The following is a 16,328-nucleotide window of genomic DNA, read 5'->3' on the forward strand; positions in this document are numbered from 1 at the left end:
TTAGTGGCGGCTCAGAGCCGCTTCGAAGACGTCCTGGTCGACATTGCCGCCTGATGTGACCGCGATCACCGTATCGCCGTCGATATCCTTGCCATGGAAGAGTGCTGCGGCGAGCGCGACTGCGCCGCCCGGCTCCACGACGATCTTCAGCCGAGTGAAGGCGAGTGCCATAGCCTTTTGCGCCTCCTCATCCGTGACGACGAGGCCGGGGCCGCAAAGGCGCTTCAGGATCGGGAAGGTAATGTTGCCCGGCTGCGGCGTGATGATGGCGTCGCAGATCGAGCCTTGCAGCGCGACATTGCGCTCGATCTTGCCCGAGGCCAGCGAGCGGGTGGTGTCGTCGAAATTTTCCGGCTCGCACGGGCGCGCCTTGAGGCCCGGAGCGCGGGATTCGAGCGCGAGAGCGATACCCGAGGTCAGGCCGCCGCCGCCGCAGGGGACGAGTACGCTGGCGATATCAATGCCTTCCTCGGCGGCCTGTTCGGCGATTTCCAGCCCGGTCGTTCCCTGGCCGGCGATCACCTGCGGTTCGTCGAAGGGCTTGATGAGCGTCAGGCCACGCTCCTTGGAAATGCGTGTGCCGATCTCGTCGCGATCTTCCCTGATGCGGTCATAGAGGACGACCTCGGCGCCGAAGGCGCGGGTATTGGCGATCTTCAGCTTGGGCGCGTCCGTCGGCATGATGATGACGGAGGGAATGCTGTGCAGCTTTGCGGCCAGCGCCACGCCCTGCGCGTGATTGCCGGACGAGAAGGCGATGACGCCCCTGGCGCGCACGGCCGGTTCCAGCGCCGAAACAGCCGACCAGCCGCCGCGAAACTTGAAGGAGCCGGAATGCTGCAGGCACTCGGCCTTCACGAACAGGCGGCGCCCAGCAATCTCATCGAGAAAGGGCGAGGAGAGAAGCGGCGTGCGTCGCGCCCGACCGCCGAGGCGAGTGCGGGCGGCTTCGATCATTGCGATATCGACCATGGGGGATCACTCTTCTGATTTAGAAAGGCTTTCCATCCATAGAGCGCCTGGCTTTCCTTTGGAACAGGGAGATTGTCTCCGTGACACTTCAGGCGACGCCGGGCAGCGAGAGGTGCCCGACATTATAGGTCTGCAGACGGGATCGGGCCGGATCTTTCGGCGGTTCGGCCAGCAGGTGGAAGCGCACCAGCGTCCAGTGAGTTGGCTCGAAAGCAACGACCGAGGCAAGCGCTTCGCCGTTCGTTATAGCTCGCGCCGCCGTCTCGGTCTCCTTCGCGCGGAATTCGGCAAGTGATGTGTCGACGTCGATTGCGACCACTTCGCGCGTGGCGAATTTGGCGGTGCGAATATCCGCGGACGTCTCGGCGTGCCAGGCGATCCAGCTATTGACCTGAGGGCGGCCGAAGTTCTCGGTCAGAGCGAGGAAGCCGGGGCCGCAGACGAAATCGCTGAGACCCTCCTCCTGCTGCCAGACGTAGAAGGGCGCGTAGAGATTCTGCCGGCTCCCCGTTGCTGTGTCACCCTTTCTCGCGGTGAGATAGGCCTTGAACTTCAGGCCTGGGAGATTGTCGAGCAAAGGACCTTTGTCGCGGATGCGGCGGTCGATGATCGCCATGTCGTAATCCGCGGGGAGGGGGAAATCATACTGCATGGCGATCATCGGTCATTCCTCCAGCCAGGTCACGGCGCTGCCATCTTGCGCCGCCTGGATGCTGATATAGGAAAAGTCGTGCTCAGGCGCCGCACCGTGCCGATGGCGTTCGTTCGGCGCGAAGCTGATGCAGTCGCCGGCCCGCAGCTCCTCGGCCGGGCCGCCGAAGCGTTCGGCGAGGCCGATGCCGGACAGGACATAGAGGATCTGTCCGTGCGGATGCGTGTGCCAGCGTGTCATCACGCCGGGCTCAAGGGCGCAGCGCATGGCCGTCAGGCCACCGTTTTCGCTGCCTTCGACGAGCGACTCCACCAGGAACGACGCATTGGCGATACCGTCGGGCGATGGCCGCATGTTCGTGCCGGCGCGGTGGATGGCGGGCGTTTGGGTCGATGTGGTCTGAGCCATCGCTCTCAGACCTGCTCGATCATCTGCGCGCGGCCGTCGGCAAAAGACCAGTCTTCGCGCGTTGCCGTCGTAATGGTGATCATGATGTCTTCGGGACGGACGCCGGGGGCGTCGCCAAGAAGTTCGACGGCGCGGCGATAGAAAGCCTTCTTGACCTCGGTGCTGCGCGGCTTGCCAGTCGTGACATCGAAGAAGACGTAGTCGTCCGAACGCGGAGTGCTGGCGAAATAGGTCCGATCGAAGACGAGCTCATGCGGCTCCAGCTGGTGGATGGCCTGGAAACGGTCTGTCGGCGGCACCTCGAAGGCTTCGACCAGGGCGCGGTGGAAATTGTCGGAGAGTGCCTTCAAATATTCCGGCGACTTGCCGCGCAGAAGGGTGATGCGGGTGAATGGCATGGGATTGCTCCTGTTTCCGTGTCACTTGACGATCATAGAATGCCAGCGGATAATCATCCTGAAAATCAGATAATTCAGGATTTATAGTCCTAAAAATATGGATGGTTATCCATGCGGAAGATTATCTTCGATCTCGATGTGCTGCGCAGCTTCGTCACCGGCATGGACCTCGGCAGCTACGCCAAGGCGGCCGACAGGCTCGGGCGTTCGACCTCCGCGATCAGCGCCCAGCTGAAGAAGCTGGAGGAGCAGGCGGGCATGCCGATCTTCCGCAAGGCAGGCCGGGGACTGGCGCTGACGGAGGCCGGCGAGACGATGCTTGGCTATGCGCGGCGGCTGCTGGACCTGAACGACGAGGCGGCCACGGCGCTGCACGGAACAGAGCTTGAGGGTTGGGTTCGCCTGGGGTTACAGGAGGATTTCGGGGAAACGCTGCTGCCGGAAGTATTGGGCCGCTTCGCCCGCGCGCATCCGAAGGTGCGTATCGAGGCGCGTGTGGTCCGCAACGTCGAGCTTGTGGAGCGGGTGACCTCGGGCAAGCTCGATCTGGCGCTGGCCTGGAGCGACGGTTTCCGCACGGCGCATATGGATCGTATAGCCGAGGTGCCGCTCTGCTGGGTCGGTCCGGCGAGTGGCGCTGTGCATTGGCACGCCGATAGCGGCGAGGTCATGCCCCTGGCTTCGCTCGAGGCACCGTGCCTACTGCGCACCATCGCCACGAAGACGCTCGATCGGGCCGGCATCGGCTGGCGGATATCCTTTGTCAGCCCGAGCCTTGGGGGGCTTTGGGCGGCAACAGCGGCCGGCCTCGGCCTGGCACTGCGCACGCCGCTCGGCCTGCCGCAGAAGGTGCGGCAGATGACGCCGGGCGAAGCCGGTCTGCCGGCTTTGCCGAAGCTCGATCTCGTGCTGCATCGCGCCGAGCAGGAGGCGAGCCCGGCGACGGAGCGGCTGGCATCGATCATGTTGCAAGCGGTGCGACAGACCGTCGAGGCCGTGCCACAGAGCCGGGTATTCGAGGATGCGCCTGACTATGATGTGGTGACGGCCTGAGACGAGGATTCTCGTCCAGATATCTCGCTATCGGGGCTGGCGATGCGGCTTTCCGCCTGCGTAGCCATTGTCTGCAGATCGCGCGGCTGGCCCGCCAGCCGCTCCATGGCGGCGATCGCCACATCAGTCGTCACATAATCTGGCTTGTGGCCGAGATTGCGGATGGTAACGAGTTCGGCGCCTGCGATATCCCGTGCGAGCCCGCGCGAATGCAATTCCTCCAGCACGATATCGTCGCTGTCGCCGGTGATGATGACCGTCGGCGCCTTTATCTCGCTGTAACGCGGTGCGTGAACAGAGACATAGGCAAGCAGGTTGACCACGTCGGTTGCGTTGTGGCGGAAGGTGTGCGGACGGAGCACCAGCTCCGGGGCCGTCTTCATTATATAGTCTGCCGGTCGCGTATTCGGACGGAAGATGCTGAGTGTGCCGGTCTCGACCCGGCGCAGGCCGATCGGGATGACGAACAAATGTGTGAAGAGCCAGCCGAGGACGGGCATGGCGGCAAGCGTATAATACCAGTCGACGCCGCCGGGCCAGGGATGGGTCGCCGGAGCGAGGAAAAGCAGCCCCTTGGTCTTCTCGGGATGACGCATGCCGAAGGCGGCGGCGATCGCGCCGCCGAAGGAGTGACCGATGATGATGGCGCTCTTGATGCCGCGCTTATCCATCAGCCGGGCGATGGCGTCGGCCTGGCCGGAGGGAAAAGCGTTTTCGGCTGTCCCACGCTCGGAATAGCCGTGGCCGGGACGATCGACGAACAGCATTTCGGCCCGGCCGCCCAAAGGCGCTGCAAAGGCTTCGAACTGATCGCGCAGATTGCCGCTTGCGCCATGGATGAAGACGAGCGCGGGCAGATCCGCTGTTGCCGGGCGCGGCAGATGCACGGCGTTGAGGCGATAGCCGCCGATGTCGGTAAGCTCGCCGATATTGGGATAGGCCTGTTCGATGGCGCGGGTCTTGTAGGCGGAAAAGCCCGCAGCAAGGACGACAAGCGTAACGACGGCAGTGAGCAGAGAATCGATCATTGCGGCACGGATCAAATATTGTGAGCCACTAATCTAGCGCATCATTGCGGATTTTCACCCCGTCGGACGCGACTTCGATGTTGTAAGACGCGGCGGTGGCAGAAAATCAGGTGCGACTGCCGGCAATCTTTTCCGACAGCTTGTCCGCTTCTTCCTGGGCCGATCTGTTCGCCGGATAGACTTCGAGGAAACGATTCCAGGCCTTGAGGGCGAGAGTGTCGTTGCCGCGCTCGGTCAACATGGCCGCCATGCCCGCCAGCGCACCGAAATGGCGTGGCTCTATCCGTAGCACCTGATTGATGTCTTCCATCGACTTGCGATAGTCGCCGATGGCGAAATTGAGCGTGGCGCGCCGGTTCCAGCCTTCGACATAGTCGGGCTTCAACGATATTACCTGGTCGAGATAGTCCATCGCGGCGGCATTGCGCTTTTCCTGAATGGCCTTGTCGGCCCATTGCATCAGGAGATTGATGGTGGCACTGCCGGAATCGCTGAGTTCGGCATTGATTTGATCGGCAATCAGGCTTGCCTGATCGGGATCGCGCTGCCGCTTCAGCGCCGTAAACAGATTATCGAGCTGCTGCCTGGGCGACAGGGTGCCGGAGGAATCGCCCGGGCTCTGCTTTTCCGCAGGGTTCAGCTCATCCGCCAGTGCCGCATGGGGTGCGGAGGCAGTCAGAGCAAGCAGAATCGGCAGGGTTAGATATGACAAAGCAAAAACGCGCATGGCGGGCATAGTAGCCCGCCAATGTCGAAGATCAAACCAAATTTGATGCGATCAACTAAAACTGAGGCCCGATCCATGGGACCTGAGCCGCGCGCTATATCAGCCCTGACGAGCCTTGTAGCGCGGGTTCAGCTTGTTGATGATGTAGATGCGGCCCTTGCGGCGGACGAGACGGTTGTCACGGTGGCGCGCCTTGAGCGACTTGAGCGAATTCTTGATCTTCATTTTTCTGATCCGCGATCTCTGAGGGGGAATGTCACATTCGCCCGTGTCTTTTAACAATCAAAAGCGCGCTCAGGGCGCGCTCTTTAGGGTGGGGAGCAAATACCCTGTCGCCCGTGCCCTGTCAACCATGTCAGGGGCTTTTTCCCGCCGCTCTTAGCGGAGAAGCTGTGTAACATGCCCCATCTTGCGGCCCGGCCGGGCTTCGGTCTTGCCATAAAGATGCACCAGCGTGTCGTCAAGGCGCAGCCATTCCGGCAGGGCGTCGATGTCGTCGCCGATCAGATTCGTCATGACGCAATCCGAATGCCGGCGAGGATTTCCGAGCGGCAGGCCGGCGACGGCGCGGATATGCTGTTCGAATTGCGAGATGACGCAGGCGGCTTCCGTCCAGTGGCCGGAATTATGGACGCGCGGCGCCATTTCATTGGCGATCAGGCTGCCGTCGGCGAGCACGAAGAACTCGATGCCGATAACGCCGACATAGCCGAGCGCCGCCAATATCTTTTCCGCGGCTTCCCGGGCGGCAACCGTCGTCTGCTCCGAAATGCCTGCCGGCAGCGTCGAGGTGTGGAGAATGCCGCTGCGATGGACGTTTTCGGCTGGGTCGTAGCAGGCAACCGTGCCGTCGATGCCGCGCGCGGCGATGATGGAGATTTCGCGCTCGAAGGATACGAAGCTTTCGAGAATGAGCGGCACATTGCCCAAGGCAGCATAGCCGCCGTCGGCGCTGTCGGCCGCGGAGCGATAGACGCGCTGCCCCTTGCCGTCGTAGCCGAGGCGGCGGGTCTTCAACACGCCCTGGCCACCGAAATCGGCGAGCGCCCTTTCGAGATCGGCCTGGCTGTCGACGGCATGGAAGCGAGCGGTCGGAATGCCGCAGCCGTTGATGAAGCTCTTTTCGGTCAGGCGGTCCTGCGCCATCTCCAGCGCTTTCGGCGGCGGATAGACCGCTACCTGTCGGGCAAGCTCTTTGGCGGCGGAAACCGGGACGTTCTCGAACTCGTAGGTTACGACATCGCAACGCTTCGCCAGTTCGGCAAGAGCGGCCGCGTCGTCGTAGGCACCGACAATCTGCTCGTTGGCGACATGGGCTGCCGGACAATCCGTCTGCGGCTCCAGGACGACGGTGCGGAAATTCAGGCGCGCTGCCGCCATGGCCAGCATGCGGCCGAGCTGGCCGCCGCCGATGATGCCGATCGTCTTAGCGCTCATAGGTCGTCCATCGGATATTCGGCGACGGCAGCACTCTGGCGCGCGCGCCATTCGTCGAGCCGGTCGGCGATCTCTTCGTCGCCGAGGGCGAGGACGGCGGCGGCAAGAAGGGCGGCATTGACCGCGCCGGCCTTGCCGATCGCCAGCGTTCCGACGGGGATGCCGGCCGGCATCTGCACGATGGAGAGAAGGCTGTCCTGTCCGGAGAGCGCGCGCGATTGCACCGGCACGCCGAAGACAGGCAGAGGCGTCATGGAAGCGGCCATGCCCGGCAGGTGCGCGGCACCGCCGGCGCCGGCGATGATGACCTTGAAGCCTTCGTCCCTTGCGCTCTTGGCGAAACTCATGAGCCTGTCGGGCGTGCGATGAGCGGAAATGATGCGCGCATCATAGGTGATTTCGAGCGCTTCCAAGGTGTCTGCGGCATTCTTCATGGTCTCCCAGTCGGACTGGCTTCCCATGATGATGGCGACAGGCGGTCTTTCGGTCATCATCGTTGCGTTGTGCTCCTCAGGCTATGATGTCGGGGATGATCTGGTCTTCCAGCTTGCTCAGCTTGTCCTTGATGACAAGCTTCTTCTTCTTCATGCGCTGGATGCGAAGGGCATCGCAGCCCGTCTGGATCATGGCATTGATTGCGGCATCATAATCCTCGTGTTCCTGGCGCAAGCGCGCCACGATCAGCCTGATTTCCGCCTGTTCCTGATCGGCCATGTTCATTTCCCCAGCATATCGCGGAATCGCACTCGTTCCGCCTCCTGAATTCCGCAAGCTCCTATCACCAAATGGCGGTAACGGGAAGTTATCCTTCATCACGAATTTGCCGCCTATAGGCCACGTTTTCGCCTTCGACAAAGGCTCGATATTATGGCACAGTGGGAGGGTTGACACCTAGGGCCTTGGCGAATGGATGGTCAGGGCTCTTCAGAGGAAGGAAGGGTCATATGACTGTTCAAGCTCATCTTGAATCGCTCGAAAAGAAACATGTCGCGCTCGAGGAGGCGCTGCACATGGCAATGTCATCTCCCTCTAGCAATGATACGGAAATAGCCGACATCAAACGCAGGAAACTGCGCGTCAAGGACGAAATCCAGCGTCTGCGTTCCTCGGTTCACTGAGGCAACGCTTCCAAAGTTCAAAGAGCCATCGATCTTGGGGGCAAGAGAGGCGGATCGAAAGGTCTTAAGGCAATTTCCCAGCCAGGATCGATGAGCATTTCCGTTAAAACGGATGCGCCAGCGTCATGCGTCGGAGGTAGGGGTTGGCGCAATTTTCCCATCTTGTGTAGCAGATGATGCTACCAGCACCGAGTTTCGGCTCGGTGCGGTCATCAGGCAATTCTTGCAAACTGTCGAAGTTCGAAGTGCCGGGATGATATCATGACGACAATCGTACTGGCGGCGTTCATTGAGAGCGGCCAGGTGTTGATGGCGCGTCGTGCGGCAAGCAAACAACATTATCCGGGGCATTGGGATCTGGTCGGCGGCCATGCCGAGCCGGATGAGCCTATTGATGTCACCCTTGTCAGGGAGGCTCGCGAGGAAGTCGGCGTTACACCTATCGTCTTCCGCTATTTAGGTTTCTTCAAGGACAGCCAGTATGAAACGACCTATCACATATATAAGGTAACCGACTGGTCCGCCGGATTGCCCAAATTGATCGGGGATGAACATACGGATATGGCCTGGGTCGCATTGGACGAGGTCAAGTTCGTCGTGCCGCTTGCCCATCCAGAGATCATGCCGTTTCTATCCCTGGCTTAGCGTGAACTGGCGGCAGACCATGATCGCGGCTGGCGTATCGTCACGGCTGTCGGCAGCCGCGATCGAATTCTGCAATCTTCCAGAATGCCGCGAATGCGAAGCGGATCTTTTCAGGACCAGAACTGATCCAGCCACAGATTCAGCTTGTCGAAACCGCGGCTGTTCACCGCATATATGCGTTTCGTGCCTTCATTGGTGACGGAAACGAGATTGCTGTCGAGCAGTGCCTTGAGATGCTGTGAAACGGCAGGACGGCTGATCGGCAAGCCCTGCGCCAGTTCGTTGACCGTCTTGGGTGCGCGGCGCAATTCCTCCAGCAGGTGACGCCGGTTCGGGTCCGCGATGGCTGCGAAAGGGTCCATGGTCGACATGGCGGAAAGCTACGTCAAACGCCAAAGGGCGGCAAGTTAATTGTGCGCTGCATGATAACTAGCGCCCGTTACATCCTATTTTTGCAGCTGCGGCGGCAAAATATTGGAAAGGTCGGGCATGTTCTGGTCAGACTTCTTCTCCCAATAGGCGGCTTGTAACGGGTCTCGGGGGACGCCCTGTCCCAGCTCATATAGCTTGCTCAGCCAAAATGCGGAAAATGGCTCGCCTTGCTCCGCGGCTTTGCGGAACAATTCGCTTGCCCTGGTGTAATCCTGCGGTACGCCGCGGCCTACGAGATACATTTCACCAAGCGCGAACTGCCCCTTCGCAATGCCCTGATTCGCCAGCTTCTGGAACCAGTAGGCCGCCTGGGCGTCGTCCTGTTTCACCCCGCGTCCGTAAGCATACAGGCTTCCGAGCATGCCTTGTGCGGCTGTGTCGCCTTTCAGTGCTCTATCGCGATAGAGTGTGAAGGCCGTTGCATAGTCAGATTTCAGATATGCGGCGAACGCTTCATCCGGATCAGCCAAAGCCCCGGTATGAGCAGTGCAAAGTGCGACGCTTATCATCAATGCCGCTATCAAACGACCTGGTTTCATTTGGTTCATACGGATCTTTCTTCGAATGCCATCGAGCCATTCCATAAGCCTATTTGGGTTCGAGCGAAAATGCCAACCTGTGGATTGTATTCACATCGGCATTCAACTTATGGGCTGGCGGTGCGCGGGTCAGCGTCGGTTTCCTCTTGTCAGCGAGTTCTAACGGATTTACTCACAAGCATCGAATGGGTGCGCCATCCCTGATAAATGAACGCAAATATGGAAGCTCGCATGACCGTGCCCGAAGACCGTTGCCGCCTCGTTCTCATCGTTCCCGACATTGCCGATATTGAGCAGCGGGCGAAGGCGGTGGCCGATGCCTTAAGGGGTGGGGACGTTGCTTCGGTGATCATTCCCCAATATGGCCTTGACGACGGTAGCTTCCAGAAACATGCGGAAAAGCTTGTGCCGGTCATTCAGGCCGCCGGTGCGGCGGCGCTCATTGCCGGCGACAGCCGCGTCGCTGGCCGCGCCAGGGCCGACGGCTTGCATATAACGGGCAATCTCGCGGAGATGACCGAGGCTGTCGAGAAATTCGTGCCGAAGCTGATCGTCGGCGGCGGCAGCGCCACCGAGAGACACAGCGCGCTGGACATAGGCGAGCTTCGGCCCGACTATATCTTCTTCGGCAAGCTGGATGGCGACATCAAGCCTGAGGCGCATCCGAAGAACCTCGCGCTCGGCGAATGGTGGGCCTCGATGATCGAGATTCCCTGCGTCATCATGGGCGGCACCGATCCGAAGTCGGCGCTGGAGGTGGCCCTGACGGGTGCCGAGTTCGTCGCGCTGCATCGGGCGGTTTTTGCCGATCCTGCGGCAGCCCCGTCCATCGTTGCGGAGGTGAATGCGCTTCTGGACGAAAAAGCGCCACGGTTTGAGGATTGATAGCGATTCATGTCGTCGACGCCTCGATTCCGCCATCGATCCTTTCTTGCCGTGCTTGCAGCCGGGCTTGTGGCATTTCCATTTTTGGCTGTAGCCCAATCGGGTAACGGCGATACGTCGCTGCCGGGCGTTTCGCAGCCGGCGGACAAGGGCGCGCGCCCGGACGACAACGCACAATCCGATGACGACTCTACCGTGCCGGATGCACCGCAGCGTAACGACAACGTCATGACGCGGCCTTTGGGCGCCGATGCGGGCACCTTCAAGAGCGAAAAAATCCAGCCGGGCGCCGAACCGAAGGCCGACAGCGATATCAAGCCATCCCAAGGTGTCGGCGTTTTCGAGCGCATGGGGGCAAACTTGCCCGACCTGCCGCCGGAAAAACCTTTCAAAGGCAAGGTGGATGACGCCTATGGCGCCTTCCAGCGCGGCTATTACCTGACCGCCTTTCAGAGGGCATTGCCGCGGGCACAGCTTGGCGATCCGGCCGCGCAGACCCTCATTGCCGAGCTGATGACGCAGGGCTTGGGGGTCAAGCGCGACACCAAGGATGCGGCCTTCTGGTACAGCAAGGCCGCCGAGGGCGGCGATCCCACGTCGATGTTCAAATACGCGCTGATCCTGATGGAAGGGCGCGATGTGCCCCGCGATCAGAAGAAGGCCGACGACTGGATGAAGAAGGCGGCCGAAGCGGGTCAGCCTTCGGCCGAATTCAACGTAGCCCAGATGTTGACGGCGGAAAATCCCGGGCTGAAGGGCCTGCAGATGGCGCTTCCCTATTATGAGAAATCCGCCGAGCAGGGCATTGCCGACGCGCAATATGCCGTCTCGCAGCTCTATCTCAACCTTCCCGACCTGCCGCCGGAAAAGAAGGCGCGCGCGCGCGAATGGCTGTCGCGCGCTGCCAATGCCGGCTTCGATACCGCACAGCTCGATATGGGCCTCTGGCTCATCAACGGCACGGGCGGCAAGCAGGATCTCGAAAACGGCTTCAACTGGATGCGCGTCGCCGCCTATCGCGGCAACGTCGTCGCGCAAAACAAGCTGGCGCACCTTTATATCAACGCTATCGGCACCAAGCAGGACCGGGTGGCGGGGGCGACCTGGTATGTTATTTCCCGCCGCGCCGGCCTCAAGGACCCTGAACTCGAGGATTTCTACCAGGGCATCGAGGATTACCAGCAGAAGGCGGCCATCGACGCCGCCAACAAGTATCGGCGGGCGCGGTAGGACGATGTCGAATTCAGCCTTATCGGCGCCGATCTGACGTCAGTTTGCGCCTGCCGTAGCCTCACCACTTGAAATTCCCCCGATTTTATGGTCTTGAGGCCGCCAATCTTTTATTTCCGCTGACGCTCCCGCTCCGTCGGGGCCTGCTTTCGGGCCCGGTCAGCGCTTTGTGCATTATCCAAGGAATCCCGATGGCCCGTTCTGCTCTTCTCAATGTCATGGTTCAGGCTGCCCTTAAGGCAGGCAAGTCGCTCAGCCGCGATTTCGGCGAAGTGCAGAACCTGCAGGTGTCGGTGAAGGGTCCGGGCGATTTCGTCAGCCAGGCGGATCTGAAGGCGCAGAAGATCATCCGCGACGAACTGATGAAGGCACGTCCGACCTACGGTTTCCTCGGTGAGGAAGGCGAAGAGGTCAAGGGCACGGACGGTGCCCATCGCTGGATCGTCGATCCGCTCGACGGCACCACCAACTTCCTGCACGGCATTCCGATGTTCGCCGTTTCGATCGCGCTCGAGCGCAACGACGAGATCGTTGCCGGCGTTATCTTCAATCCGGCCACCGACGAACTCTACACGACCGAACGCGGCGGTGGTGCATTCCTCAATGATCGCCGCTTGCGCGTAGCCTCGCGCCGCGTTCTGTCGGATAGCGTCATTGGTTGTGGTGTCCCGCATCTCGGCCGCGGCAATCACGGCAAGTTCCTGGTCGAGCTGCGCCACGTCATGGGCGAAGTTGCCGGCGTTCGCCGTGTCGGCTCGGCATCGCTTGATCTCGCCTATGTGGCGGCGGGTCGTTTCGACGGCTTCTGGGAAACCGGCCTGTCTCCCTGGGACATCGCTGCCGGCATTCTGCTCATCCGCGAAGCCGGCGGCTTCGTTTCGGATTTCCATGGCGGCACGGACATGCTCGGCACGAATTCGATCATCTGCGGCAATGAGCATATCCAGAAGGCACTCGCCGAAGTGGTTAAGCGACCGATCCCGACGAAGTAAGCCATTCCCCCATTCGCTTTTTCGAATGACAAAACAGTCTGTTGCCAACGGGCTGTTTTGTGCTTTCCGTCTCTTCAATTCGGCACAATGTTGCTCTAGTCTCCGCCTGCGGAAGATGCGTTGGCGGAGCGTGTGATGGAAAATGTGAAATTGGCGGATCTGGGGTCGACCGACAACGTGTCGGGCAGCTACGCCTACAAGCTCTCAAGCCCGATGGCCTTCTTCTGGACGATGGTTCTTTTCCTCGTCATCGTCGGCTTCATCGTGGCCATCCTGTTCCGTCAGGCCCAGGTTGCCTTCCTCCACAATCCCGGCCTCAACGGCTTGATCGTCGGCGTTCTCGTCGTCGGCATCCTGCTGGTCTTCAACCATGTGCTGATGCTGAGGCCGGAGGTTCGCTGGTTCAATCATTTCCGCGCTGTCGGCAATGCCGACAAGGTTGGCCGCAACCCGCGGCTGTTGGCGCCGATGCGGGCGCTGCTCGGCAACCGTCGCGCGATGCAGCTTTCCACGGCAACGCTGCGCTCGATCCTCGACTCGATCGCCACCCGCCTCGACGAATCGCGCGATACCTCGCGCTATCTCATCGGCCTCCTCGTCTTTCTCGGCCTGCTCGGCACCTTCTGGGGTCTGATCGGCACCATCGGCTCGATCAATGACGTCATCCAGGGCCTCGATGCCGGCACCGGCGACAGCGGCGATATTCTGAGCGCCCTGAAGTCGGGCCTTTCCGGCCCGCTGGTCGGCATGGGCACGGCCTTCTCGTCCTCGCTGCTCGGTCTTTCCGGCTCGCTGATTCTCGGCTTTCTCGATCTGCAGGCCGGCCGCGCGCAGAACCGCTTCTATACCGAGCTCGAAAACTGGCTTTCCTCCGTCACCGATGTCGGCTCGGATATCGCGCCCGTCATCGAAAATGCTGCCGGCGCCTCTTCGGAGGACGTGCGGGCGCTGTCGGACTATCTGCGCAAGATTGCCGATGAAGGCGGCGGCCAGCGCTCGGTGACGGCCATGGCCAACCTTGCCGAAGGCATTCAGGGACTGGTCAAGAACATGCGCAACGAACAGCAGATGCTGCGTGACTGGATCGAAGCGCAGCAGGAAGAGGCCAAATCGATGCGTCGCACGCTCGATCGTCTCGCCGACCGCATCAGCCACACCGAGAAGACCGGGAGCAAGTAGGCCATGGCGCTCGCCCGCAACCGACGCCACCAGAGAAGCGTCGACTACTGGCCCGGTTTCGTCGATGCGCTGTCCACGCTGCTGATGGCCATCATGTTCCTGCTGACGGTGTTCGTCGTCGGCCAGTTCATCCTCAGCCGTGAAATTTCCGGGCGTGACGAGGTGCTCAACCGTCTCAACAGCCGCATCAACGATCTGGTGCAGCAGCTGGCGCTGGAAAAGGGCGGCAAGCAGGATCTGGAGGATGCCGTCGCCAATCTGCAGGCATCGCTGTCAGCGGCGGAGAGCGAGCGCTCGCGGCTGCAGTCCCTGCTTGCTGCCGGTTCCGGCAGCAGCCAGGCAGCGGAGCAGCGTGTGGGTTCGCTTTCGCAGGATCTCGATGAGCAGAAGCAGGTGAGCGCGCGGGCGCTGAGCCAGGTCGACCTCCTCAATCAGCAGATTGCCGCTCTGCGCAGCCAGATTGCTGCGGTCGAGGCGGCGCTTCAGGCGTCCGAGTCCAAGGATCAATCGTCGCAGGTGAAGATCGCCGATCTCGGGCGGCGTTTGAACGTGGCGCTGGCGCAGCGAGTGCAGGAACTGAACCGCTATCGCTCCGACTTCTTTGGCCGCCTGCGCGAAATCCTTTCCGACCGGGACAATATCCGTATCGTCGGCGATCGTTTCGTATTCCAATCCGAAGTGCTGTTCCCGTCCGGATCGGCCGATCTCAATCCGGCCGGCCAGACGGAGATGGCCAAGCTTGCGGCGGCTCTCATTGATCTCGCCAAAGAAATTCCGCCTGAAATCAACTGGGTGCTGCGCGTCGACGGACATACGGACAATGTACCGCTTTCGGGAACTGGCCGTTATCCCGATAACTGGGCGCTGTCTTCGGCACGCGCCATCGCCGTCGTCAAGTTCCTGATCTCGCAGGGCGTTCCCGCCGACAGGCTTGTTGCCGCAGGCTTCGGCGAATTCCAGCCGATCGCCCCTGGCGATACGCCGGATGCTCGCGCCACCAACCGCCGTATCGAGCTGAAGCTGACTGAAAAATAATCGTCAGTCGCTGATCGGCGAGATGAGTTCAAGGCGCCGCAGCAGAAATTGCCGCACTGCTTCACTGCCGCTCAATCCGATCGCCGAGCGGTAAGCGATCGTCGCATTGTCCGTGTCGCCGGCTTCGGCGAGCAGATGAGCGCGAACGGCCCAATAGGGTTGATAGCTGGCGATATCGCGTGCGGCCATCCGGTTCAGGAGATCCAGCCCCGCGCCAGGGCCTCTTACCTTGGCGACAACGGCTGCCTGGCTGATGCGTGCGCCTGTCGTCGGCTTCATCATCAGGAGCGCCTCGTAAAGCTTGGCAAGCGCGTGCCAGTCGGTGGTGCCGGACCGTCGCCGTTCGGCATGCACGGATTGAATCGCCGCCTGGCACTGGAACGGGCCGAAACGGCCGAATGCGCCAGCTTTTCGCAGCAGCTTGTCGGCCTCGACGATCATTTCTGTATTCCAGAGATCCGTCTCCTGTTCATCGAGAGGGACGTATTGTCCGTTCGCATCGCGCCTGGCGCCATGGCGGGAGTGGCTATAAAGCATGAGCGACAGCAGGCCGATTGCTTCCGGTTCCTGCGGCAGGGTTGCATACAGCGCGCGGCCTAGCCAGATGGCTTCGTCCGCCAGAGAGCCTTGCTTTTCGCTGTCTCCGAGCCCCTCCCATCCGAGGCCATAGGCGGCATAGATAGCCGTAAGCACGCCCGTCAACCGCTCCGGCAGCACGGGCTGCTCGGGAATGCTGAAGGGGATGCGCGCTTCGCGGATTTTGATCTTTGCCCGCACGAGCCTCTGGCTCATGGCCTGAGGCGACACGATGAAGGCCTTTGCTATGGTGGCCGCATCGATGGCGAGCACTGTTTGAAGCATCAATGCTGCGTGAACGGAGGCGTCGATCGCGGGATGAGCACAGGCAAAGAGCAGTTTCAGTCGTTCGTCCGGAAAGACCTGATGATCCGCGTTCATGCGCTCTTCCGCTTCCTCCATCGCCATTGCTATCCTGGCGCGGCCCGCGGCTTTGACAGTTTCATGTCGGGCGCTGTGAAGCAGATTGCGGCGAGCAACGACAAGCAGCCAGGCTTCCGGGCTGTCGGGAATGCCGCGTTCGGGCCAACTGCGCAGCGCTGCCGCAATCGCCTCCGACAAGGCATCTTCCGCCGCCGGCACATCATGCGAGCGTGCGGCGAGAAAGGCGATCAGCTTGCCATAGGATTGGCGCGCCACCTGTTCGGTGGCACGCTGGGCATCGGATAGCATGAAGGTCTACATCTGCAGGCGCGGCCGGACTTCGACCGAGCCATGCTGCGAGATCGGCACCCGCACGGCCCATTCCAGCGCCGCGTCGAGATCCGGCACGTCGATCAGATAGAAGCCACCAAGCTGTTCCTTGCCTTCGGGGAAGGGGCCGTCCTGGACATCGTGATCCTCGCCGCGGCGGCGGATGACGGTTGCCGTCTCGGGCGGGGTCAGGCCGGCGCCACCGGTCATGATGCCGGCCTGGACAAGGGCCTGGGTATAGGCGACCCAGCCGTTCTTGTAGACGGGATCTTCGCGGCGTTTGAAATCCTCGGGTGCTTCTCGGATGATCAAGGCATATTGCATGGAGC

The 16,328-nt window shown here is 61.3% G+C and carries 22 protein-coding genes; 8 read left to right on the forward strand and 14 right to left on the reverse strand.

Going from position 1 to position 16,328, the window contains the following annotated elements; genetic code table 11:
- The 4 genes from ACIQWP_RS05310 to ACIQWP_RS05325 form a co-directional block, all read right to left on the reverse strand.
- Entirely contained in the window at positions 1-972 is a 972-nt protein-coding gene (locus ACIQWP_RS05310; protein WP_402783202.1) for a threonine/serine dehydratase, read from the reverse strand.
- Positions 973-1,060: 88 nt separating this feature from the next.
- Positions 1,061-1,633: a DUF4865 family protein gene (locus ACIQWP_RS05315; protein ID WP_402783204.1), complete on the reverse strand. Its 573-nt coding sequence runs from the start codon at positions 1,631-1,633 to the stop codon at positions 1,061-1,063.
- Between the two features lie 3 nt (positions 1,634-1,636).
- Positions 1,637-2,032, reverse strand: a complete 396-nt coding sequence (locus tag ACIQWP_RS05320; RefSeq protein WP_402783206.1) for a cupin domain-containing protein — start codon at positions 2,030-2,032, stop codon at positions 1,637-1,639.
- Positions 2,033-2,037: 5 nt separating this feature from the next.
- Positions 2,038-2,430, reverse strand: a complete 393-nt coding sequence (locus tag ACIQWP_RS05325) for a tautomerase family protein (RefSeq protein ID WP_402783208.1) — start codon at positions 2,428-2,430, stop codon at positions 2,038-2,040.
- Positions 2,431-2,541: 111 nt separating this feature from the next.
- On the opposite strand from ACIQWP_RS05325, the gene ACIQWP_RS05330 reads away from it, so the two are divergent.
- Positions 2,542-3,483 (forward strand): LysR substrate-binding domain-containing protein, encoded by a 942-nt coding sequence (locus ACIQWP_RS05330; protein WP_402783210.1) that lies wholly within the window; start codon positions 2,542-2,544, stop codon positions 3,481-3,483.
- Here ACIQWP_RS05330 and ACIQWP_RS05335 read toward each other — a convergent pair.
- From ACIQWP_RS05335 to ACIQWP_RS05360, 6 genes are all read right to left on the reverse strand, one after another.
- Entirely contained in the window at positions 3,462-4,511 is a 1,050-nt protein-coding gene (locus ACIQWP_RS05335) for an alpha/beta fold hydrolase (RefSeq protein ID WP_402783212.1), read from the reverse strand. The genes ACIQWP_RS05330 and ACIQWP_RS05335 overlap by 22 nt on opposite strands.
- A gap of 106 nt (positions 4,512-4,617) precedes the next feature.
- Positions 4,618-5,247, reverse strand: a complete 630-nt coding sequence (locus ACIQWP_RS05340) for a hypothetical protein (RefSeq protein ID WP_402783214.1) — start codon at positions 5,245-5,247, stop codon at positions 4,618-4,620.
- Between the two features lie 90 nt (positions 5,248-5,337).
- On the reverse strand, positions 5,338-5,463 hold the full coding sequence (ykgO, locus tag ACIQWP_RS05345; RefSeq protein ID WP_003582204.1) for a type B 50S ribosomal protein L36: 126 nt from the start codon (positions 5,461-5,463) through the stop codon (positions 5,338-5,340).
- A 153-nt stretch (positions 5,464-5,616) separates the two neighbouring features.
- Entirely contained in the window at positions 5,617-6,675 is a 1,059-nt protein-coding gene (locus ACIQWP_RS05350) for a 5-(carboxyamino)imidazole ribonucleotide synthase (RefSeq protein WP_402783216.1), read from the reverse strand.
- Entirely contained in the window at positions 6,672-7,166 is a 495-nt protein-coding gene (gene purE / locus ACIQWP_RS05355; protein WP_402784342.1) for a 5-(carboxyamino)imidazole ribonucleotide mutase, read from the reverse strand. The genes ACIQWP_RS05350 and purE overlap by 4 nt, the downstream gene beginning before the upstream one ends.
- 19 nt (positions 7,167-7,185) lie before the next feature.
- Entirely contained in the window at positions 7,186-7,389 is a 204-nt protein-coding gene (locus ACIQWP_RS05360) for a YdcH family protein (protein WP_112800742.1), read from the reverse strand.
- A 230-nt stretch (positions 7,390-7,619) separates the two neighbouring features.
- Here ACIQWP_RS05360 and ACIQWP_RS05365 point away from each other — a divergent pair, with 230 nt between their 5' ends.
- A complete protein-coding gene (locus ACIQWP_RS05365) occupies positions 7,620-7,793 on the forward strand; it encodes a YdcH family protein (protein ID WP_402783219.1) in 174 nt (57 codons plus the stop codon).
- 261 nt (positions 7,794-8,054) lie between these two features.
- Positions 8,055-8,438: an NUDIX hydrolase gene (locus ACIQWP_RS05370; RefSeq protein ID WP_402783221.1), complete on the forward strand. Its 384-nt coding sequence runs from the start codon at positions 8,055-8,057 to the stop codon at positions 8,436-8,438.
- Between the two features lie 110 nt (positions 8,439-8,548).
- Here ACIQWP_RS05370 and ACIQWP_RS05375 read toward each other — a convergent pair whose 3' ends face one another.
- Both ACIQWP_RS05375 and ACIQWP_RS05380 read right to left on the reverse strand, forming a co-directional pair.
- Positions 8,549-8,809, reverse strand: a complete 261-nt coding sequence (locus tag ACIQWP_RS05375) for a helix-turn-helix transcriptional regulator (protein WP_015341040.1) — start codon at positions 8,807-8,809, stop codon at positions 8,549-8,551.
- Between the two features lie 75 nt (positions 8,810-8,884).
- Positions 8,885-9,454, reverse strand: a complete 570-nt coding sequence (locus tag ACIQWP_RS05380) for a tetratricopeptide repeat protein (RefSeq protein WP_402783224.1) — start codon at positions 9,452-9,454, stop codon at positions 8,885-8,887.
- 186 nt (positions 9,455-9,640) lie between these two features.
- On the opposite strand from ACIQWP_RS05380, the gene ACIQWP_RS05385 reads away from it, so the two are divergent.
- From ACIQWP_RS05385 to ACIQWP_RS05405, 5 genes are all read left to right on the forward strand, one after another.
- Entirely contained in the window at positions 9,641-10,294 is a 654-nt protein-coding gene (locus ACIQWP_RS05385) for a thiamine phosphate synthase (RefSeq protein ID WP_402783226.1), read from the forward strand.
- A 9-nt stretch (positions 10,295-10,303) separates the two neighbouring features.
- The gene (locus tag ACIQWP_RS05390; RefSeq protein ID WP_402783228.1) at positions 10,304-11,524 is read left to right on the forward strand and encodes a tetratricopeptide repeat protein; all 1,221 of its coding nucleotides are present in this window, start codon (positions 10,304-10,306) and stop codon (positions 11,522-11,524) included.
- Positions 11,525-11,715: 191 nt separating this feature from the next.
- Positions 11,716-12,516, forward strand: coding sequence for an inositol monophosphatase family protein (locus ACIQWP_RS05395; RefSeq protein WP_402783230.1), 801 nt, complete (start codon positions 11,716-11,718; stop codon positions 12,514-12,516).
- 135 nt (positions 12,517-12,651) lie between these two features.
- The gene (locus tag ACIQWP_RS05400; protein WP_047629077.1) at positions 12,652-13,695 is read left to right on the forward strand and encodes a hypothetical protein; all 1,044 of its coding nucleotides are present in this window, start codon (positions 12,652-12,654) and stop codon (positions 13,693-13,695) included.
- Between the two features lie 3 nt (positions 13,696-13,698).
- Complete coding sequence (locus tag ACIQWP_RS05405; protein ID WP_402783233.1) at positions 13,699-14,730, forward strand: peptidoglycan -binding protein; 1,032 nt, start codon at positions 13,699-13,701, stop codon at positions 14,728-14,730.
- 3 nt (positions 14,731-14,733) lie between these two features.
- On the opposite strand, the gene ACIQWP_RS05410 is transcribed toward ACIQWP_RS05405, so the two are convergent.
- Both ACIQWP_RS05410 and ACIQWP_RS05415 read right to left on the reverse strand, forming a co-directional pair.
- Complete coding sequence (locus ACIQWP_RS05410; RefSeq protein ID WP_402783235.1) at positions 14,734-15,978, reverse strand: RNA polymerase sigma factor; 1,245 nt, start codon at positions 15,976-15,978, stop codon at positions 14,734-14,736.
- A gap of 6 nt (positions 15,979-15,984) precedes the next feature.
- Positions 15,985-16,323, reverse strand: coding sequence for a YciI family protein (locus ACIQWP_RS05415; protein WP_402783237.1), 339 nt, complete (start codon positions 16,321-16,323; stop codon positions 15,985-15,987).
- Positions 16,324-16,328 lie beyond the last annotated feature (5 nt).

Origin of the sequence: Rhizobium sp. NPDC090279, from assembly GCF_044769665.1 — a bacterium.
Taxonomy (GTDB): domain Bacteria; phylum Pseudomonadota; class Alphaproteobacteria; order Rhizobiales; family Rhizobiaceae; genus Rhizobium.

Bases quoted from the DNA above. Each gene is read 5' to 3' on its own strand.
- ACIQWP_RS05390 (WP_402783228.1), top strand. From the start codon at position 10,304: ATGTCGTCGACGCCTCGATTCCGCCATCGATCCTTTCTTGCCGTGCTT.
- ACIQWP_RS05325 (WP_402783208.1), bottom strand. From the start codon at position 2,430: ATGCCATTCACCCGCATCACCCTTCTGCGCGGCAAGTCGCCGGAATAT.
- ACIQWP_RS05375 (WP_015341040.1), bottom strand. From the start codon at position 8,809: ATGTCGACCATGGACCCTTTCGCAGCCATCGCGGACCCGAACCGGCGT.
- ykgO (WP_003582204.1), bottom strand. From the start codon at position 5,463: ATGAAGATCAAGAATTCGCTCAAGTCGCTCAAGGCGCGCCACCGTGAC.
- ACIQWP_RS05410 (WP_402783235.1), bottom strand. From the start codon at position 15,978: ATGCTATCCGATGCCCAGCGTGCCACCGAACAGGTGGCGCGCCAATCC.
- ACIQWP_RS05350 (WP_402783216.1), bottom strand. From the start codon at position 6,675: ATGAGCGCTAAGACGATCGGCATCATCGGCGGCGGCCAGCTCGGCCGC.
- ACIQWP_RS05405 (WP_402783233.1), top strand. From the start codon at position 13,699: ATGGCGCTCGCCCGCAACCGACGCCACCAGAGAAGCGTCGACTACTGG.
- ACIQWP_RS05335 (WP_402783212.1), bottom strand. From the start codon at position 4,511: ATGATCGATTCTCTGCTCACTGCCGTCGTTACGCTTGTCGTCCTTGCT.
- ACIQWP_RS05370 (WP_402783221.1), top strand. From the start codon at position 8,055: ATGACGACAATCGTACTGGCGGCGTTCATTGAGAGCGGCCAGGTGTTG.
- ACIQWP_RS05385 (WP_402783226.1), top strand. From the start codon at position 9,641: ATGACCGTGCCCGAAGACCGTTGCCGCCTCGTTCTCATCGTTCCCGAC.
- ACIQWP_RS05395 (WP_402783230.1), top strand. From the start codon at position 11,716: ATGGCCCGTTCTGCTCTTCTCAATGTCATGGTTCAGGCTGCCCTTAAG.
- ACIQWP_RS05400 (WP_047629077.1), top strand. From the start codon at position 12,652: ATGGAAAATGTGAAATTGGCGGATCTGGGGTCGACCGACAACGTGTCG.
- ACIQWP_RS05330 (WP_402783210.1), top strand. From the start codon at position 2,542: ATGCGGAAGATTATCTTCGATCTCGATGTGCTGCGCAGCTTCGTCACC.
- ACIQWP_RS05315 (WP_402783204.1), bottom strand. From the start codon at position 1,633: ATGATCGCCATGCAGTATGATTTCCCCCTCCCCGCGGATTACGACATG.
- ACIQWP_RS05415 (WP_402783237.1), bottom strand. From the start codon at position 16,323: ATGCAATATGCCTTGATCATCCGAGAAGCACCCGAGGATTTCAAACGC.
- ACIQWP_RS05340 (WP_402783214.1), bottom strand. From the start codon at position 5,247: ATGCCCGCCATGCGCGTTTTTGCTTTGTCATATCTAACCCTGCCGATT.
- ACIQWP_RS05380 (WP_402783224.1), bottom strand. From the start codon at position 9,454: ATGGAATGGCTCGATGGCATTCGAAGAAAGATCCGTATGAACCAAATG.
- ACIQWP_RS05365 (WP_402783219.1), top strand. From the start codon at position 7,620: ATGACTGTTCAAGCTCATCTTGAATCGCTCGAAAAGAAACATGTCGCG.
- ACIQWP_RS05320 (WP_402783206.1), bottom strand. From the start codon at position 2,032: ATGGCTCAGACCACATCGACCCAAACGCCCGCCATCCACCGCGCCGGC.
- ACIQWP_RS05310 (WP_402783202.1), bottom strand. From the start codon at position 972: ATGGTCGATATCGCAATGATCGAAGCCGCCCGCACTCGCCTCGGCGGT.
- purE (WP_402784342.1), bottom strand. From the start codon at position 7,166: ATGACCGAAAGACCGCCTGTCGCCATCATCATGGGAAGCCAGTCCGAC.
- ACIQWP_RS05360 (WP_112800742.1), bottom strand. From the start codon at position 7,389: ATGGCCGATCAGGAACAGGCGGAAATCAGGCTGATCGTGGCGCGCTTG.